At 63.6% G+C, this 17,461-nt stretch carries 9 protein-coding genes, 4 pseudogenes and 1 other annotated feature; of the genes and pseudogenes, 8 read left to right on the forward strand and 5 right to left on the reverse strand.

Annotation, left to right across the window (positions count from 1 at the left end):
- Positions 1 to 33: 33 nt before the first annotated feature.
- From argB to argF, 3 genes are read left to right on the forward strand one after another with little or no spacing between them, the layout of a single operon-like run.
- Entirely contained in the window at positions 34 to 885 is an 852-nt protein-coding gene (argB, locus tag ACESY8_RS07495; protein ID WP_054338444.1) for an acetylglutamate kinase, read from the forward strand.
- A gap of 12 nt (positions 886 to 897) precedes the next feature.
- Positions 898 to 2,076, forward strand: a complete 1,179-nt coding sequence (locus tag ACESY8_RS07500; RefSeq protein WP_009259622.1) for an aspartate aminotransferase family protein — start codon at positions 898 to 900, stop codon at positions 2,074 to 2,076.
- A gap of 40 nt (positions 2,077 to 2,116) precedes the next feature.
- Positions 2,117 to 3,034, forward strand: coding sequence for an ornithine carbamoyltransferase (argF, locus tag ACESY8_RS07505; protein WP_054338445.1), 918 nt, complete (start codon positions 2,117 to 2,119; stop codon positions 3,032 to 3,034).
- Between the two features lie 362 nt (positions 3,035 to 3,396).
- Here the strand turns inward: argF and ACESY8_RS07510 are convergent.
- The 5 genes and pseudogenes from ACESY8_RS07510 to ACESY8_RS07530 form a co-directional block, all read right to left on the reverse strand.
- A pseudogene (locus tag ACESY8_RS07510) lies at positions 3,397 to 3,480 on the reverse strand (hypothetical protein); the annotation flags it as partial.
- A 26-nt stretch (positions 3,481 to 3,506) separates the two neighbouring features.
- Positions 3,507 to 4,016 (reverse strand): annotated as a pseudogene (locus ACESY8_RS07515) (hypothetical protein); the annotation flags it as partial.
- 65 nt (positions 4,017 to 4,081) lie between these two features.
- Positions 4,082 to 5,728: a CTP synthase gene (gene pyrG / locus ACESY8_RS07520; protein WP_054338446.1), complete on the reverse strand. Its 1,647-nt coding sequence runs from the start codon at positions 5,726 to 5,728 to the stop codon at positions 4,082 to 4,084.
- Positions 5,729 to 5,773: 45 nt separating this feature from the next.
- The gene (gene asnB / locus ACESY8_RS07525) at positions 5,774 to 7,357 is read right to left on the reverse strand and encodes an asparagine synthase B (RefSeq protein ID WP_009259626.1); all 1,584 of its coding nucleotides are present in this window, start codon (positions 7,355 to 7,357) and stop codon (positions 5,774 to 5,776) included.
- 42 nt (positions 7,358 to 7,399) lie between these two features.
- Positions 7,400 to 7,638, reverse strand: a binding site (T-box leader).
- Positions 7,639 to 7,767: 129 nt separating this feature from the next.
- Positions 7,768 to 8,389 (reverse strand): annotated as a pseudogene (locus ACESY8_RS07530) (amidophosphoribosyltransferase); the annotation flags it as partial.
- 284 nt (positions 8,390 to 8,673) lie between these two features.
- Between ACESY8_RS07530 and glnA the strand changes: the two are divergent.
- From glnA to ACESY8_RS07555, 5 genes and pseudogenes are all read left to right on the forward strand, one after another.
- Positions 8,674 to 10,005 (forward strand): type I glutamate--ammonia ligase, encoded by a 1,332-nt coding sequence (gene glnA, locus ACESY8_RS07535; protein ID WP_054338447.1) that lies wholly within the window; start codon positions 8,674 to 8,676, stop codon positions 10,003 to 10,005.
- A gap of 33 nt (positions 10,006 to 10,038) precedes the next feature.
- The gene (locus ACESY8_RS07540; RefSeq protein ID WP_009259629.1) at positions 10,039 to 10,581 is read left to right on the forward strand and encodes an ANTAR domain-containing response regulator; all 543 of its coding nucleotides are present in this window, start codon (positions 10,039 to 10,041) and stop codon (positions 10,579 to 10,581) included.
- Positions 10,582 to 10,657: 76 nt separating this feature from the next.
- Positions 10,658 to 15,196 (forward strand): glutamate synthase large subunit, encoded by a 4,539-nt coding sequence (gltB, locus tag ACESY8_RS07545; protein WP_434307971.1) that lies wholly within the window; start codon positions 10,658 to 10,660, stop codon positions 15,194 to 15,196.
- Between the two features lie 2 nt (positions 15,197 to 15,198).
- On the forward strand, positions 15,199 to 16,671 hold the full coding sequence (locus ACESY8_RS07550) for a glutamate synthase subunit beta (protein WP_054338448.1): 1,473 nt from the start codon (positions 15,199 to 15,201) through the stop codon (positions 16,669 to 16,671).
- 573 nt (positions 16,672 to 17,244) lie between these two features.
- Positions 17,245 to 17,461: pseudogene (locus ACESY8_RS07555) on the forward strand (hypothetical protein); the annotation flags it as partial.

The raw sequence follows: 17,461 nt of genomic DNA on the forward strand, positions 1-17,461 counted from the left end.
GCCCGCGCCCCTCTCCCCAAGGAGGCGAACCCCATGTCCGACGTGACCCTGCGGGCCCAGGTGCTGGCCGAGGCCCTGCCCTACATCCAGAAGTATTACGGAAAGACCATCGTCATCAAATATGGCGGCAGCGCCATGATCTCCCGGGAGCTGCGGGAAGCCGTCATCGGCGACGTCATTCTCCTCAGCCTAGTGGGCATCCATGTGGTGGTGGTCCACGGCGGCGGGCCGGAGATCTCCGCCATGTTGAAGAAGCTGGGCAAGGAGTCCCGCTTCGTGGACGGCCTGCGCTGTACCGACACCGAGACCATGGACGTGGTGCAGCAGGTGCTCTGCGGCAAGGTGAACAAGAACCTGGCGGCCACCCTCAACCGCCGGGGCGGGCGGGCCATCGGCCTGTGCGGCTTGGACGCCGGTCTGTTCCAGGCCAGACTGCTGGACGCGAAGTACGGTCTGGTGGGCGAGCTCGCCAGGGTGGACCCCGCCCCGGTCCGGGACTGCCTGACGGCTGGCTACATCCCCGTGGTGTCCACCGTGGCTCAGGGGGTGGACGGCGAAAACGCCTACAACATCAACGCCGACACGGCTGCCGCCAGGCTGGCGGTGGCTCTGGGGGCAGAGAAGCTCATCCTCCTCACCGACGTGCACGGCCTGCTGCGGGATCCGGCGGACGAGAGCACCCTTCTCCAGAAGGTGGGCCTGTCCGAGGTGCCCCTGCTGGTGCGGGAGGGGGTCATCCAGGGAGGCATGATTCCCAAGGTGGAGTGCTGCGTGGAGGCGGTGCGCTCTGGCGTGGAGCGCACCCACATCCTGGACGGCCGCATCCCCCACTCCATTCTCATCGAGCTGCTCTCCGACGAGGGCATCGGCACCATGATCCTGTAAGGAGGCGCAGACATGACCTTTGACGAACTCAAGGCGCTGGACCACGCCCACACCCTCCAGACCTACGGCCGCTTCGACGTGGACGTGGACCACGGACAGGGGGCCACCCTCTGGGACCTGGCCGGCAGGACATACATCGACTTCACCTCGGGCATCGGGGTGTGCTCGGTGGGCTACGGGAACGAGAAGTGGGCCCGGGCCATCTACGACCAGGCCCTCACCCTGGGCCACATCTCCAACCTGTTCTACTCCCAGCCCTACGCCCGGCTGGCCGGCGCCCTCTGCGCCCGGTCGGGCATGGCGGCGGCCTTCTTCGGCAACTCGGGCGCGGAGGCCAACGAGGGGCTTCTCAAGCTGGCCCGCAAATACAGCCACGACAAGTACGGCGCCGGCCGCGGCACCATCCTGACCCTGCGCAACTCCTTTCACGGCCGCACCCTCGCCACCCTTGCCGCTACCGGCCAGGACGTGTTCCACCAACACTTCTTCCCCTTCCCGGAGGGCTTCCGCCACACCGGCGCCAACGATCTGGCCGACGTGGAGGCCCAGGCCGGGGAGGACGTGTGCGCCGTGCTGCTGGAGCTGGTCCAGGGCGAGGGCGGCGTGCTCCCTATGGACCGGGACTTCGTCCGCGCCCTGGCCGGCCTGTGCGAGCAGCGGGACTGGCTGCTGCTGGTGGACGAGGTGCAGACCGGCATCGGCCGCACCGGCACCCTCTTCGCCTTCCAGCAGTACGGCATCCGGCCCGATGCCGTCTCCTTTGCCAAGGGCATCGCCGGCGGCCTGCCCATGGGCGGCTTCCTTGTGAACGAGAAGTGCCGGCCGGTGCTGGGCCCCGGCAGCCACGCCTCCACCTTTGGGGGCAACCCCGTCTGCTCCGCGGCCGCCCTGGCGGTGCTGGACATCCTGGACGAGGCGGCCCTGAACCGGGTCAGGGAGAAGGGGGCCTATCTTCGGGAACACATCGAGGCAATGGGCAAGCAATGCCTGGGTGCCACCCGGGGCCTGGGCCTCATGATCGGGGTGGAGGTCCGCCCCGGCTGGAGCAGCAGGGAGCTGGCCGCCCGGTTGGCCGGACACGGCCTGCTGGTGCTCACCGCCGGCCCCGCCCTGCGGCTGTTGCCCCCCCTGACCATCACGAAGGGCGAGATGGACCAGGGCCTGGCCATCCTGGACCGGGGCCTGGAGTGACCCCGGGTTGCGCCCGCCATTTTTGTATGAGGTGAACGAGATGAAAGACCTGCTGAAGCTGCTGGATCTCTCCAGAGAGGAGATCGTCCGCATCCTGGACGTGGCTGACCAGATGAAGTACGACCAGAAGCACCGCCTGCCCCACCCCCGCCTCCAGGGCAAGACCCTGGCCATGATCTTCGAGAAGAACTCCACCCGCACCCGGGTCTCCTTTGAGACCGGCATGTTCCAGCTGGGGGGCCACGCCCTCTTCCTCTCCGGCAGGGAGAGCCAGATCGGCCGGGGCGAGCCGGTGGAGGACACCGCCCGGGTGCTCTCCCGCTACTGCGACGGCATCATGATCCGCACCTACTCCCAGGAGGAGGTGGAGAAGCTGGCCCGGTATGCCGACATCCCCGTCATCAACGGCCTCACCGACTTCGCCCACCCCTGCCAGGTGCTGGCCGACCTCATGACCATCCGGGAGCGCAAGGCCAGGCTGGAGGGGCTGAAGATGTGCTTCATCGGCGACGGCAACAACATGGTCAACTCCCTCATCGTGGGCTGCCTGAAGGTGGGCATGGAGGTGTCCGTGGCCTGCCCCGAGGGCTATGACCCCCACCCCGATGTGCTGGCCTTCGCCCGGGAGGCGGGCCACGGGTTCTCCCTGGTGCGGGATCCCCTGGAGGCCGCGGCGGGGGTCGACGTGGTGTTCACCGACGTGTGGGCCTCCATGGGCCAGGAGGAGGAGGCCGCCCAGCGGCGGGCCGCCTTCCGGGGCTACCAGGTCAACGAGGCCCTGATGGCCGTCACCGATCCCGGCTGCATGGTGCAGCACTGCCTGCCCGCCCACCGGGGGGAGGAGATCACCGCCGAGGTCTTTGAGGCCCACGCCGGCGAGATCTTCGACGAGGCGGAGAACCGCCTCCACGCCCAGAAGGCCGTCCTCTGTCTCCTGATGGGCTGGGACGCCCGGTAAACGGCCGCCCCAGCCTGCGCAGCAGTTTGCCGAAAGAAATGCACGGGAGCTCTCATACTGAAAGACGGGCCCCCCCCCCCCCCCCCCGTCTCTGCGTCCGGGCTTGCGTTGTCAGTGGTCAGGCCGCACCTGTGCAGAAGCGCACCAGAATGGCGGCCGCCTGGGCCCGGGTCGCCCCACCGCCGGGCTTCAGGGCAGCGGGACCGGCCCCGCTGATGAGGCCGCCGGCATAGGCCCACGGCATAGGGGCTGATCTTCTCTGCATCCGCATAGGCGGACAAATCTGCCCTAGCTGACACATCGCGGCCCTGGCTGCGGGCGTAGCGGTAAAGGATGGCGGCCATCTGCTCCCGGGTGATGGTGTCCCTTGGTCCGAAACGCCCGTCTCCATACGGTGGAGGATGGTCACGATCATCCCCCGGGTGGTAGTCACCTCCGGGGAAAATCGTCCGTCGCCGGTGCCGGCCATGAGGCCCGCTTCGGCGGCGTAGCGCACTGCGCTCTCATACCAGGCCCCGGATACCACGTCCACAAAGAAGGGCTCCGCGCCGGGCTTGGTGAAGTATGCCACCACACTGTCGCCGGAGAGCTCGCCCGTCTTGGCGGCGCTCCACTCCGCTGCTCCGGCATCGGCCTTCACGCTCAGGGTATAGCTGCCGGTTAGTTCGGCGCCGGTGACCTTGATGATGATGACGGGGACGGAGGCACCTCGCTTCATGGTGATGGTAATGGTCCCGTCCTCCCACTTCTGGTCGTACAGGTCGGCACTGATGGTCTTGTCATAGGACACACGGACCTCATTGCTACTGGCCTCAACACCCAGGTTGCCCAGCTTGTCTACGGGTACCACGCTATACCTATAGGTCAGGTTGTTGGCCGCGCCCAGATCATCCGTGTAGGTATCCGAGGTGGTAAAGCCGATGGCCTTGCCGTTACGGCGGATCTCATAGCCCAGCAGTTTTTCACTGTCGGCGTGCCTCATGGTCAGAGTCACCCTAGGTTACGGCGTATCACTTTCCACCCGGGGAGAAAGCCGTTCTCTTTATTTTATCCCCCCGCAGAATTTGAGCTATTCATCTCTTTTCTGGCCCCACCCCCGCTGTAATCCTTTGCCGCGGCGACGAAGTCCCGGAACAGGGGATGGGCCCTATTCGGCCGGGACTTGAACTCCGGGTGGAACTGGACGGCCAGGAACCAGGGATGATCCGGCAGCTCCACCATCTCCACTAGCTTCCCGTCGGGGGACAGGCCGGACAGGACCAACCCCTTCTCCGTCAGCAGGGAACGGAAGTCGTTGTTAAACTCATAGCGGTGGCGGTGGCGCTCGGAGATATCCTCCGCACCGTAGGCCTGATAGGCTCTGGTGTCATGCGTCGTGATATAACAGGGGTAAGCACCCAGACGCATGGTCCCGCCCTTGTCAGTGATGCCTTGCTGGTCGGGCATCAGGTCAATGACCGGATGGGCGGTGGCTGCCAGTTCACTGGAATGAGCATCGGTCAGACCGGCCACATGGCGGGCGAACTCCACCACCGCCATCTGCATCCCCAGGCAGATGCCGAGATAGGGAACCTGATTCTCGCGGGCCCAACAGACGGCGGAGATCATCCCCTCGATTCCCCGGTTCCCAAAACCGCCGGGCACGATGATCCCAGCGCACCCAGCCAGCAGTTCCGCGGCATTGCTGTCGTTGATGTCCTCGGAGTCCACCCAACGGACATCCACCTGCACCCCGTTTTCGATCCCACCGTGGGTCAGCGCCTCCACCACGGAGATATAGGCGTCGTGGAGGGCCACATATTTCCCCACCAGGGCGATCTCCAACCGGCCCGCCGGGCGTTTGGCTCGCTCCACCATGGCACGCCACTCCTCCAGGTGGGGCTTACTGACGGGAAGTCCCAATACCTCGCACACCGCTTTTGCCAACCCGGCCTCCTCCAGCATCAGCGGCACTTCGTAGAGGATGGGGGCGGTCTCGTTGGAGATGACCCGCTCCGGCGGCACATTGCAGAACAGGGCGATCTTGTCCCGCACCTTCTGGGACACCGGCCCGTCGCAGCGGCAGAGGATCACATCCGGCTGGATGCCCAGGCCCAGCAGCTCCTTTACAGAATGCTGGGTGGGCTTGCTCTTGGGCTCCCCGGTGCCGGGAATGGAGACGATGAGGGAGACGTGGAGGTAAAGCACATTCTGCCGCCCCACCTCAGCGGCCACCTGACGGATGGCCTCCAGGAAGGGCTGGGACTCGATGTCTCCCACCGTGCCGCCGATCTCGGTGATGACCACGTCCACCTCCTCCCGGCGGCCAACCCGGTAGATGCGCTCCTTGATCTCACCGGTGATGTGTGGGATGACCTGGACCGTGCCCCCCAAGAAGGCCCCCTCACGCTCCCGGCTGAGGACGGACCAGTAGACCTTTCCGGAGGTGATGGAGGAGTCCACCGTCAAATCTTCGTCGGTGAACCTCTCGTAATGGCCCAAGTCCAGGTCGGTCTCCGCCCCGTCCTCGGTAACGAACACCTCCCCGTGCTGATAGGGGTTCATAGTGCCCGGGTCAATGTTCAGGTAGGGGTCGAACTTCTGGAGGGCCACCTTCAGCCCCCGGGCCTTCAGTAGCCGTCCCAGAGAGGCCGCCGCTATTCCTTTCCCCAGGCCGGATACCACCCCGCCGGTGATGAAGATATACTTTGCCATACCGATCCCTCCCTTGGGTAAGTTGGAAGTTCAAATTTTGACGCGTCAGAACCCGCTGGCCCCGTAATTTTTCAGTGCCCGGGCGGAGGGGTCATCCACGTTGCAGCCCTCCCAGGCCCGATTTGGCATCCAGAAGTCCTTGATCATCCGGGCCTGGCCGGGGTAGTACCGCTCGAACAGGTCCCGATAGAGCAGGCTCTCCCGGGTGAAGGGCGGGCGGTACTGGTATTGGGCGCAGCCCCGAGTGAAAGCTAGGTCGCTGTACTGCGCTCTGGCATATTCCTTCAGATCATCCACCATAGAGTGGCCCACCGCGTCGGAGAAGGCCGCCTTCTCCCGCCACAGGATCTCGTCAGGCAGCAGAGCATCGGACTGGAAGGCCCGGCGGAGCAGATACTTGCCCTTGCCGCAACGGTTGACCTTCAACGCCGGGTCCACCGACATGACATACTCCACAAAGTCCAGGTCCCCGAAGGGCACCCGGGCCTCCATGGACCAGCCGCTGATACACCGATCCGCCCGGAGCACATCGTACATGTAGAGCTCCTCCACCCGCTTTTCCGCCTCAGCCTGGAAGGCAGCGGGAGAGGGGGCAAAGTCGGTGTACTTATAGCCGAAGAGCTCGTCGGAGATCTCCCCGGTGAGGAGCACCCGGATGTCGGTAGTCTCGCGGATGGCCTTGCAGCACAGGTACATGCCTACGCTGGCCCGGATGGTGGTAATGTCCCAGGTGCCCAGGGCGGCCACCACTTTGGGCAGAGCGGCTATCACGTCGTCCCGGGTGATGATCACCTCCGTGTGGTCCGCCCCGATGAACTGCGCTGCCTTCCGAGCGTACTTCAGATCGATGGCGTCGGTGTCCATGCCGATAGCGAAGGTGCGGATAGGCTTTCCAAGCAGCCGGGCGGCGATGGCACACACCAGGCTGGAGTCCAGTCCGCCAGAGAGAAGAAAGCCCAGGGGGGCATCGGCGTCCAGCCGCTTGTCCACCGCGGCGATAAGCTTGTCATGGATGTTCTGGCAGACGGTGTCCATGTCGTCGGACCGGCTGAGGCCGGGACGGGCGGGGTTGGCGTAGCGGACAAACCGTCCCCGGTACCAGTAGTGTCCCGGAGGGAAAGGGAGGATCTGCTCACACAGGCCCACCAGCTGCTTGGCCTCGCTGGCGAAGAGAATGCCGCCGTCAGGATCGCAGCCATAGAAGAGGGGCCGGATGCCAATGGGGTCCCGGGCGGCAACGTATTCGTCCGCCTCCCCATCGTAGAGGATCAGGGCGAACTCCGCGTCCAGCCGGGCAAACATGTCCAGCCCGTACTCCCGGTACATGGGCAGCAGGAGCTCGCAGTCGCTGCCGCTGCGGAAGGTGTAGCCCCTCTGCTCCAGCTCTGCGCGCTGCCTCCGCCAGCCGTAGAGCTCCCCGTTGCACACCACCTGGTCAGGCCCCAGGGCGAAGGGCTGCATCCCACGCTCGTCCAGCCCCATAATGGACAGACGGCGAAAGCCCAGCCAGCCGGAGGCGGTTTCCGCCACCCGGGCCATGTCAGGGCCCCTGGTATAGGCCCGGTCCAGACAGGCCAAGACCTCTTCCCGCCCCCTGGTCTTTTGGGTAAATCCCACGATCACGCACATAGAAAGCACCTCCAAAAATGTTTGCGCAGCCCTCGTCCTCTTGATTAGGACGAATGCTGCGCTCCGCGGTGCCACCTAATTTGCCGCCGGACGGCGGCCCCTTTTCCGGCTCTGACAAGTCGGCGCGATGTAACGGTCGCAGCCCGTTCCCCCTACTGGCGCGGTGCGTTCGGGTTTCCGCTCCGGAGTGTTCTTCCCGCGGCCTCCTGTGCGGGGCTTTCACCATCCCCCGCTCGCTGGGACTGAGTCCCCGCAGTACTCTTCTCCCTCATTGCGTTTAACGGTATTGCCTGAAAAAACGGACAAGGGCGCTGTGGTCCATGCCACAGCGCCCTTGCTGTTATGGGATATTATAGTGACCGCCGCCCCCATTGTCAAGAAAAACTTTCGGCGGGCGTCCCCAATTTCCCTCAGAGGCGGATGGGATAGTTGCCAGTGAAGCATCCGTCGCAAAAGCCGCAGCCAGCGTCCGGGGCGATCTGATGTAGGATCTTCAGCGGCAGAAAGCCTAGGCTGTCCGCGCCGGTGAGGGCGCAAATCTCCTCCGGGGAGCGGTCATGAGCGATCAGGTGCTCACTGTCCGGAATGTCCGTCCCGAAGTAGCAGGGGGCGATGAAGGGCGGTGCGGAGATGCGCAGGTGGACCTGCACGGCGCCGGCCTCCCGCAGCAGGACTACGATCTGGCGGGAGGTGGTGCCCCGGACGATGGAGTCGTCGATCATCACCACCCGCCTCCCCTCCACACAGCTGCGCAGCGCCCCCAACTTAATGCGCACCGCCTGCTCCCGGCTGCGCTGATCCGGGGTAATGAAAGTGCAGCCGATATAGCGGTTTTTGACCAGACCCACTCCATAGGGGAATCCTCGACTCCTCCGCATAACCCATGGCTGCGTCCAGACCGGAATCTGGGATGCCGATGACTACATCCGCCTCCACCGGCCAGGTCTGAGCCAGCAGCCGGCCTGCCCGCCGCCGGGCCTCATAGACGGACTGACCGCAGAGCATGGAGTCCGGCCGGGCGAAATAAATGTGCCTGCCGCCCCTTTGTCAAGAGCTCCCCATACCGGCGGTGCAGATAGCTCATTTATGAAAGTCTATTTTATACTTCCTGCACAAATATGGAGAGCCGTCTGGCTATTTGTCTTAGTGGCGAAGCAAAATTGAGTTGAACTTGCAAAAACATCTTGACATGGAATTGCGGTTCGCGTATAATTTGCCCATAGTTTAGGACAAAGGCGTTCCGAACCAACAGGTCGGCCTGCCTTTGTCCTCTTTTTATTTTAACTTTACTTGAAAGAATGAGAGGAGTGTCCTGCATGTCGTACAGCAAGGAAGACATCATCCGTATGGTAAAAGAAGAGGATGTGGAGTTCATCCGCCTTCAATTCACCGACATTTTCGGTCAGCTCAAGAACGTGGCCATCACCGCATCTCAGATTGAGAAGGCGGTGAATGACCAGGTCATGTTCGACGGCTCCTCCATCGAGGGTTTTGTCCGCATCGACGAGTCGGATCAGTACCTGTACCCCGACCTGGACTCCTTCGCCATCTTCCCCTGGCGGCCCAGCCACGGCAGGGTAGCCCGGCTCATCTGTGACGTCCATGACCCGGACGGAAAACCCTTCGTGGGCGACCCCCGGCACGTCCTCAAGCGGGCTCTGAAAAGGGCGGAGGAGATGGGCTTTGATGCCTTCAACGTAGGTCCAGAGGCGGAATTCTTCCTCTTCCAGACTGATGACGAGGGCAAGCCCACCACCCGTACCAACGACGAGGCGGGCTACTTCGATCTGGGCCCCCTGGACCACGGGGAGGGCACCCGGCGGGAGATCTGCATGGCCCTAGAGCAGATGGGCTTTGAGATCGAGGCCAGCCACCACGAGGTAGCCCAGGGCCAGCACGAGATCGACTTCAAGTACGCCGACGCCCTGCGTACCGCGGACAACATTATGACCTTCAAGCTGGCAGTCAAGACCCTAGCCCAGAAAAATGGCCTCCACGCCACCTTTATGCCCAAGCCCATCTTCGGCATCAATGGCTCGGGGATGCACACTAACATGTCCCTGTTCCAGGGCGGGAAAAATGCCTTCTACGACCCGGATGACCCAAAGGGCCTGTCTAAAGAGGCATATTCATTCATCGCCGGTCTGCTGGCCCACGTGAAGGGCATGGCGGCGGTGACCAACCCCCTGGTGAACTCCTATAAGCGGCTGGTGCCCGGCTACGAGGCTCCCTGCTACCTGGCCTGGTCTGCCTCCAACCGCTCCGCCCTTATCCGTATCCCCGCCGCCCGGGGGCAGTCCACCCGGGTGGAGCTCCGCTCTCCCGACCCGGCCTGCAACCCCTACCTGGAGCTGGCTGTCTGTCTGGCCGCCGGGCTGGACGGCATCGAGAAGGGCCTCACCCCGCCCCCGGAGGTCACCGAGAACATCTTCGACATGAATGCCGCCGCCCGAAAAGCTCACGGCATCGACTCTCTGCCCGACTCCCTGGAGGAGGCCATCCACGCTCTGGAGGCCGATCCCTTGGTGCTGGACACCCTGGGAGAGCATGTGGCAGCCAACTATATTGAGGGCAAGCGGAAGGAATGGGAGGAGTACCGCACCCGCGTCTCCTCCTGGGAACGGGAGAAGTACATCATCAATTATTAAAGCGATCCCATCCCAACAGGGGAGTGAACGCACATGGAAAAGATCATTGTGGCCTTTGAGAGCGAAAAGACCGCCCTGCGTGTAAAGGAACTGCTGGAGGGGGGCGGCGCGGCCGCCTGCTTGGTGTGCCGCACCGCCGACCAGGTGCGGCGGGCCATAAACAAGCTGCCAGTGCCGGCGGTGGTGTGCGGCTACAAGCTGGGGGATCAGACGGCGGAGCTGTTCTTTGAGGACCTGCCCCCCTCCTGCGCCATGCTGGTGCTGGCTCACCAGGACCGATTGGATCTTCTGGGGAATGACGACATCTTCCGCCTGCCATCCCCGGTAAGCCGTGGGGATCTGCTGGCTGCGGTGCGGCTGCTGCTGCAAGTGGGGCGCAGGCTGGAGCGGTACGGGCGCCCCTGTCACAGTGGGGAGGATCGGAGACTCATCGACCGGGCTAAGGCCCTGCTCATGGACCGCCATGGCATAACAGAGGAGCAGGCCCATTACTATTTGCAGAAAAAAAGTATGGACAGCAGGACAAAATTGGCCCAGACCGCCCGGCTGGTGCTGGACAGCAAAACGATGGAATAGAGGCGGAGACGAGGTGGTCTCACGGCGACGGTCGGGAGACGGACCGCCGCCGTTTTTATGGAAAGAGGCGAGACGCATGAGGGAAAAAGCGGCTGAAGGGAGAGGGCTGTACCGCCCGGAATTCGAGCATGACGCCTGCGGCATTGGCGCCGTGGTGGACATACAGGGCCGGGCCAGTCATGAGACAGTGGACGATGCCCTGAAGATCGTGGAGAAGCTGGAGCACCGGGCGGGCAAGGATGCCGAGGGTAAGACCGGCGACGGGGTGGGCATACTCACCCAGATCCCCCACGCGTTTTTTGCCAGGGCGGCGGCGGAGGCGAGCATCGCCCTGCCCGGACGGCGGGACTACGGCGTGGGCATGTTCTTCCTGCCTCGGGACGGTTTGAAACGCCGGCAGGCCCAGAGACAGTTCGAACTGGTGACCGAGAAGGAAGGCATGGCTTTCCTGGGCTGGCGGGAGGTGCCCGTGCACCCGGAGATTCTGGGCCAGCGAGCCAGGGACAAAATGCCTAGCATCTTCCAGGCTTTTGTGGCCAGGCCGGAGGAAACGGCTCCCGGCTTGGATTTTGACCGAAAGCTCTATGTAGCCCGGCGGGTATTCGAGCATCTGAGCGGGGACACCTACGTGGTCTCCCTGTCCAGTCGCACCGTGGTCTACAAGGGCATGTTCCTGGTCCACCAGTTGCGGGCCTTCTACCCCGACCTGCAAAGCATAAACTATACCTCCGCCTTGGCCATCGTCCACTCCCGGTTCTCGACCAACACCAACCCCTCCTGGGAGCGGGCCCACCCCAACCGGCTAATAGCCCACAACGGGGAGATCAACACCATCCGGGGCAACATGGACCGGATGCTGGCCCGGGAGGAGACCATGTTTTCCCCCCTGCTGGCAACGGATAGGGACAAGGTGCTGCCGGTGGTGAACGCCTCCGGCTCTGATTCCGCCATGCTGGACAACACCCTGGAGTTCCTGATGATGGCGGGGATGGACCTTCCCCTGGCGGTGATGGCCTGTATCCCTGAGCCCTGGCGGAATGACTGCACCCTCTCCCGCTCCCGCCGGGACCTATACCACTACTACGCCACCCTCATGGAGCCCTGGGATGGCCCGGCGGCCATCCTGTTCTCCGACGGGGACGTGGTGGGAGCGGTGCTGGACCGCAACGGCCTGCGCCCTGCCCGGTACTACCTCACCGAAGACAGCCGGCTCATTCTCTCCTCCGAGGTGGGGGTGCTGGACATCCCACCAGAGCATATCGTGGAAAAGTCCCGGCTGCGGCCGGGCAAGATGCTGCTGGCGGACCTGAGGCAGGGGCAGATCATTGACGACCAGGAACTGAAGGAGGGCTACGCCGCCCGGCAACCCTATGGAGAGTGGCTGGACACCAATCTGCTCCGTCTGGCCGACCTGCCCATCCCAAACCAGCGGGTGGAGCGGCACAGCCGGGAGGAACTTAGCCGCCTTCAGAAGGCCTTCGGCTACACCTATGAGGACGTGAACGACACCATCCTGCCCATGGCCCGCACCGGGGCGGAGCCCACCGCCGCCATGGGGGTGGATATCCCCCTGGCGGTGCTGGACAACAGGGATCGGCCCCTCTTCTCCTACTTCAAGCAGCTCTTCGCCCAGGTGACCAACCCACCCATGGATGCTATCCGGGAGGAGATCGTCACCGACACCACCGTCTACGCGGCCGATGACGGAAATCTGCTCCAGGAACAGCCGGACAACTGCCGGGTGCTCCAGATCCACAACCCCGTTCTCACCTCCACCGACCTGATGAAGATCAAGGCCATAAACCGACCTGGCTTCCACGCAGCCACCGTGTCCCTGCTCTATTACAAGGGCACCCACCTGGATCTGGTACTGGACCGGCTGGCGGTGGCGGTGGACAGGGCGTACCGGGAGGGGGCCAACATTGTCATCCTTTCCGACCGGGGGGTGGACGAGAACCACGCGGCCATCCCCTCTCTGCTGGCGGTGTCTGCCATGGAGCAGCACCTGGTTCGCACCGGGAAGCGCACCGCCGTATCTATCCTCCTGGAATCCGCTGAGCCCCGGGAGGTCCACCACTTCGCCGCCCTGCTGGGCTATGGCGCCCGGGCAGTGAACCCCTACTTGGCGGAGGAGACCATCGTGGATCTGATCGAGGAGGGCCTGCTGGACAAGGACTTCCACACCGCAGTGGCCGACTACACCGCCGCCGTCCTCCACGGGGTGGTGAAGATCGCCTCCAAAATGGGCATCTCCACCCTCCAGTCCTACCAGTCTGCCCAGATCTTCGAGGCGGTGGGCATACGGCAGGATGTAATCGACAAGTACTTTACCAACACCGTCTCACGGGTGGGGGGCATCGGCCTGGAGGAGATGGCCGCCGCAGTGGAGCGGAACCACGACCGCGCCTTCGACCCCTTGGGACAGGAGACTGACCTGACCTTGGAGAGCCTGGGGGAGCACAAGGCCCGAGCCGGTGGGGAGGACCACCTCTATAATCCACAGACCATCCATCTGCTCCAGCAGGCCGTCCGCTGGGAGGATTACGGGCTCTTCAAGCAGTACACCGCCCTGGTGGACGATGAGACAAAGCCCCACACCCTCCGTGGCCTGATGGAGATGAAATATCTGGGCGAGCCCATCCCCTTAGAGGAGGTGGAGAGCGAGGATTCTATCGTCAAACGCTTCAAGACCGGGGCCATGAGCTACGGCTCCATCTCCCGTGAGGCCCACGAGTGCCTGGCCCAAGCCATGAACCTGCTGGGGGGCAAGTCCAACTCCGGCGAGGGGGGCGAGGAAGACGACCGGCTGGGGGACCCGGAGCGGTACTCCGCCATCAAGCAGGTGGCCTCCGGCCGCTTCGGGGTCACCAGCGCCTACCTGGTGAGCGCCAGAGAGATCCAGATCAAAATGGGGCAGGGGGCCAAGCCCGGCGAGGGCGGCCACCTGCCCGCCGGGAAAGTCTACCCATGGATCGCTTGGTGCCGCCACTCCACCCCCGGCGTCACCCTGATCTCTCCTCCGCCCCACCACGACATCTACTCCATCGAGGATCTGGCCCAACTGATCTATGATTTGAAGTGCGCCAACCGTCAGGCCCGCATCTCGGTGAAGCTGGTCAGCGAGGCGGGGGTGGGTACCGTCGCTGCCGGGGTGGCCAAGGCAGGGGCCCAGGTGATCCTCATCTCCGGCTACGACGGAGGCACCGGCGCGGCCCCTCGTACCTCCATCCACAACGCCGGTCTGCCTTGGGAGCTGGGGCTGGCGGAGGCCCACCAGACCCTGATCCAAAACGGCCTGCGGTCCCATGTGGTGCTGGAGACTGACGGCAAGCTCATGAGCGGCCGGGACGTGGCTATCGCCTGTATGCTGGGAGCGGAGGAGTTCGGCTTCGCCACCGCCCCTCTGGTCACTCTTGGCTGCGTCATGATGCGGGTGTGTAACTTGGACACCTGCCCCGTGGGGGTGGCCACTCAGAACCCGGAGCTGCGGAAACGGTTCACAGGCAAGCCGGAGTACGTGGTCAACTTCATGCGCTTCGTCGCCCGGGAACTACGGGAGCATATGGCCCGGCTTGGGGTGCGCACGGTGGACCAGCTGGTAGGCCGCACCGACCTGCTGCGGGTACGGAAGCCCGCTGTCAACCAGCGGGCGGCCACGGTGGACTTGTCCGCCATTCTGGACAGTGCTTACGCCGGCTGGCCAAAGACCCGCTTTGATCCGGCGGACGCCTATGACTTCCATCTGGAGGACACAGTGGATCTGCGGGTACTGGAACAGAAGCTGGGCGTCGCCCTTGAGAAAGGCGACCATAGGCGGCTGGAACTGGCGGTGTCCTCCACCGACCGGGCAGTGGGGACTATCCTTGGTTCGGATATCACTCTCCTCCACGGGGAGGCACTCCCCGACGACACCTTTGTGGTAAAGTGTACCGGCGGGGGAGGCCAGTCCTTCGGCGCCTTCCTGCCCCGCGGCCTCACCCTGGAGCTGGAGGGGGACGCCAACGACTACCTGGGCAAGGGCCTCTCCGGAGGGAGGATCATCGTCTATCCGCCCAAGGACAGCCCCTTTGACCCGGCAGAGAACATTCTGGTGGGCAACGTGGCCCTCTATGGAGCCACCTCCGGCCAGGCCTTTCTCAACGGCGTGACCGGGGAGCGGTTCTGCGTGCGCAACTCCGGCGCCGACGCGGTGGTGGAGGGAGTGGGGGACCACGGATGCGAGTATATGACCGGGGGCCGGGTGGTAATCCTGGGCCCCACGGGCCGCAATTTCGCCGCCGGCATGAGCGGTGGGATAGCGTATGTGCTGGACGAGGACCATGACCTGTACCTGCGGCTGAACAAGGAACTGGTGTCCATGGGCCCGGTCACGGAAGAGGGAGATATAGAAGCGCTGCGAGGCCTGATCCAGGCTCACGCAGAGGCCACCGGCTCCCCCAAAGCCGGACGAATTTTGGCCAATTTCGGAGCCTGGTTGCCTAAATTCAAGAAGATTTTGCCCCACGACTACGACCGGATGTTGCGTACCATCGCCTGGTACGAGGCCCAGGGTATGGGCCGGGTCCAGGCAGAGACGGAGGCGTTCTATGTCAACGCCAGAGGAAAGGGGGACTGACCGTGGGAAAGCCCACTGGATTTCTGGAATATGCCCGGCAGGGCAATCCCTGCCAGCCACCGCTGGAGCGGGTGGCGTACTGGAACGAATTCCATCCCCGGCTGGGCCGGGAGGAGCGGCAACGGCAGGGGGCCCGGTGCATGGCCTGCGGCGTGCCCTTCTGTCAGTCAGGGGCGGTGTTGAACGGTATGGTCTCCGGCTGCCCACTGCACAATCTGGTGCCCGAGTGGAACGACCTGGTGTACCGCAGAAAGCTTGGCCGCGCTTTGGAGCGGCTACTGAAAACCAACGACTTCCCAGAGTTCACCGGCCGGGTGTGCCCCGCCTTGTGTGAGGCGGCCTGCACCTGCGGCCTAAACGGCCAGCCGGTGACGGTGAAGGACAACGAACTGGGGATCATCGAGGAGGCCTGGGAGCAGGGACTCATGTACCCTCGGCCGCCCGAGACCCGCACCGGTAGGACCGTGGCGGTGGTGGGCTCCGGCCCCGCCGGGCTCTCCTGCGCTCAAAGGCTTAACCGCCGAGGTCACAGCGTCACCGTGTTCGAGCGGGCCGACCGACCCGGCGGCCTGCTGATGTACGGCATCCCCAACATGAAGCTGGAAAAGTCGGTGGTCCAGCGGCGGCTGGATCTGATGGCGGCGGAGGGGATAGCCTTCCGCACCGGTGTGGACGCGGGCCGGGACGTGGGTCAGGAGGAGCTGAGAGAACAGTTTGACGCGGTGGTTCTCTGCTGCGGCGCGGCCCAGCCCCGAGATCTGGACGTACCAGGTCGGGCGGGAGTGGACGTCTGGTTTGCAGTGGACTTCCTGACAGGGGCAACCCGTGCCCTGCTGGATGGGACTTACTGCCCCTCTGCACAGGGCAAGGATGTGGTCATCGTAGGGGGCGGCGACACGGGCAACGACTGCGTGGGCACCTGCATCCGCCAGGGCTGTAAAAGCGTTACCCAGTTGGAGATAATGTGTAAAGCCCCAGGCGCCCGCACCGCCAAGAACCCCTGGCCGGAGTGGCCGCGGGTGTGTAAAACAGACTACGGCCAAGAGGAGGCCATCGCCATCTTTGGTCATGACCCCAGGATCTACGAGACCACCGTCTCACACCTGCTTCGGGATGCGGAGGGGCACCTCACCGGGGTGGAGACCGTCCTGCTGGGGCCGGACCGCAAGCCTCTGACAGGAACGGAGAAACTGCTGCCCTGCCAACTGCTGCTTATCGCTGTCGGCTTCCTGGGCCCCCAGGACTATGTGCCGGAGGCCTTCGGACTGACGCGCACTCCCTGCTCCACTGTACAGACAGCGGAGGGGAGTTATTCCACCAACATCCCCGGCGTGTTCACCGCCGGGGACATGCGCCGGGGACAGTCCCTGGTGGTGTGGGCCATTCGGGAGGGCCGCGAAGCCGCCTGGGAAGTGGACAGGTACCTGATGGGACACGGCGAGTGGACCGAGCTCCCGCTGATTCAGACAGATTGAAAAACAGAAGGCCCGGTCGGTGCCCGCATTATGCAGCACTAGATAAGGATACATCGTGAACCAGGGGTTCATATCATTTTCTCTTAGCATAAGGCCACACCAATCTGCATATTTTAGGCGGAAAGCTTAGAGTACCAGGGGGTGTAACTTTTCTATTTTCCCTAAAATTGACCAGATCAAAAAATGATATTTTTGAGGAATAAACACCCTTATAGATGCTACTTTCCAGATTTTTCCGTGCTTCCCCGCTGTATTCCCTTTTAGCGCCCTATTTGCTCTCAAATAGGGCGCTAAAATTCGAAAAAATGATATACAAAAAACAGCGCGCCGGTTTGTTGGTTTTGTCAACCATCAGGCCGGCGCTTTTTGTTGCCCGGGGAGTTCAAAAAGGGCATTTTCAATTTGCGTCGGAGAAGGATGACATAGCGCGCCAACTTTATTCGTACTGCCAAAAAAGGCACACACTTTTTCGTCCCATTTGCTAAGTGGATAAGATGGTACGATAGGAGACTCAAGCGAGTGACTGGAGCGATGATCGAAAAAGGGCATTTTGCCTGAAGGAGGAAGATGCACATGACCAAAGAAACCTATTTCGAGGAACTGTCCTACGCCCTGCGGCGGCGGGAGCTGCTGCCCCGGCCGGTGGAGGAGGACGGCCTGCTCCCGGTGGAGTGGAACGGCCGCATCCTGTGCCGGGTCACGGAGAGCGGCGCCGTCCGGTATGACCCCACCTGGGTGGACACCAGCAGGGCAAAGGCCGCCCTGGCCCAGGTCACGGAGGCGGCGGGGA

Origin of the sequence: Clostridium sp. ATCC BAA-442 (genome assembly GCF_964239415.1) — a bacterium.
Classification (GTDB): Bacteria; Bacillota; Clostridia; order Oscillospirales; family Oscillospiraceae; genus Flavonifractor; species Flavonifractor plautii.

Bases quoted from the DNA above. Each gene is read 5' to 3' on its own strand.
- argB (WP_054338444.1), top strand. From the start codon at position 34: ATGTCCGACGTGACCCTGCGGGCCCAGGTGCTGGCCGAGGCCCTGCCC.
- ACESY8_RS07500 (WP_009259622.1), top strand. From the start codon at position 898: ATGACCTTTGACGAACTCAAGGCGCTGGACCACGCCCACACCCTCCAG.
- argF (WP_054338445.1), top strand. From the start codon at position 2,117: ATGAAAGACCTGCTGAAGCTGCTGGATCTCTCCAGAGAGGAGATCGTC.
- pyrG (WP_054338446.1), bottom strand. From the start codon at position 5,728: ATGGCAAAGTATATCTTCATCACCGGCGGGGTGGTATCCGGCCTGGGG.
- asnB (WP_009259626.1), bottom strand. From the start codon at position 7,357: ATGTGCGTGATCGTGGGATTTACCCAAAAGACCAGGGGGCGGGAAGAG.
- glnA (WP_054338447.1), top strand. From the start codon at position 8,674: ATGTCGTACAGCAAGGAAGACATCATCCGTATGGTAAAAGAAGAGGAT.
- ACESY8_RS07540 (WP_009259629.1), top strand. From the start codon at position 10,039: ATGGAAAAGATCATTGTGGCCTTTGAGAGCGAAAAGACCGCCCTGCGT.
- gltB (WP_434307971.1), top strand. From the start codon at position 10,658: ATGAGGGAAAAAGCGGCTGAAGGGAGAGGGCTGTACCGCCCGGAATTC.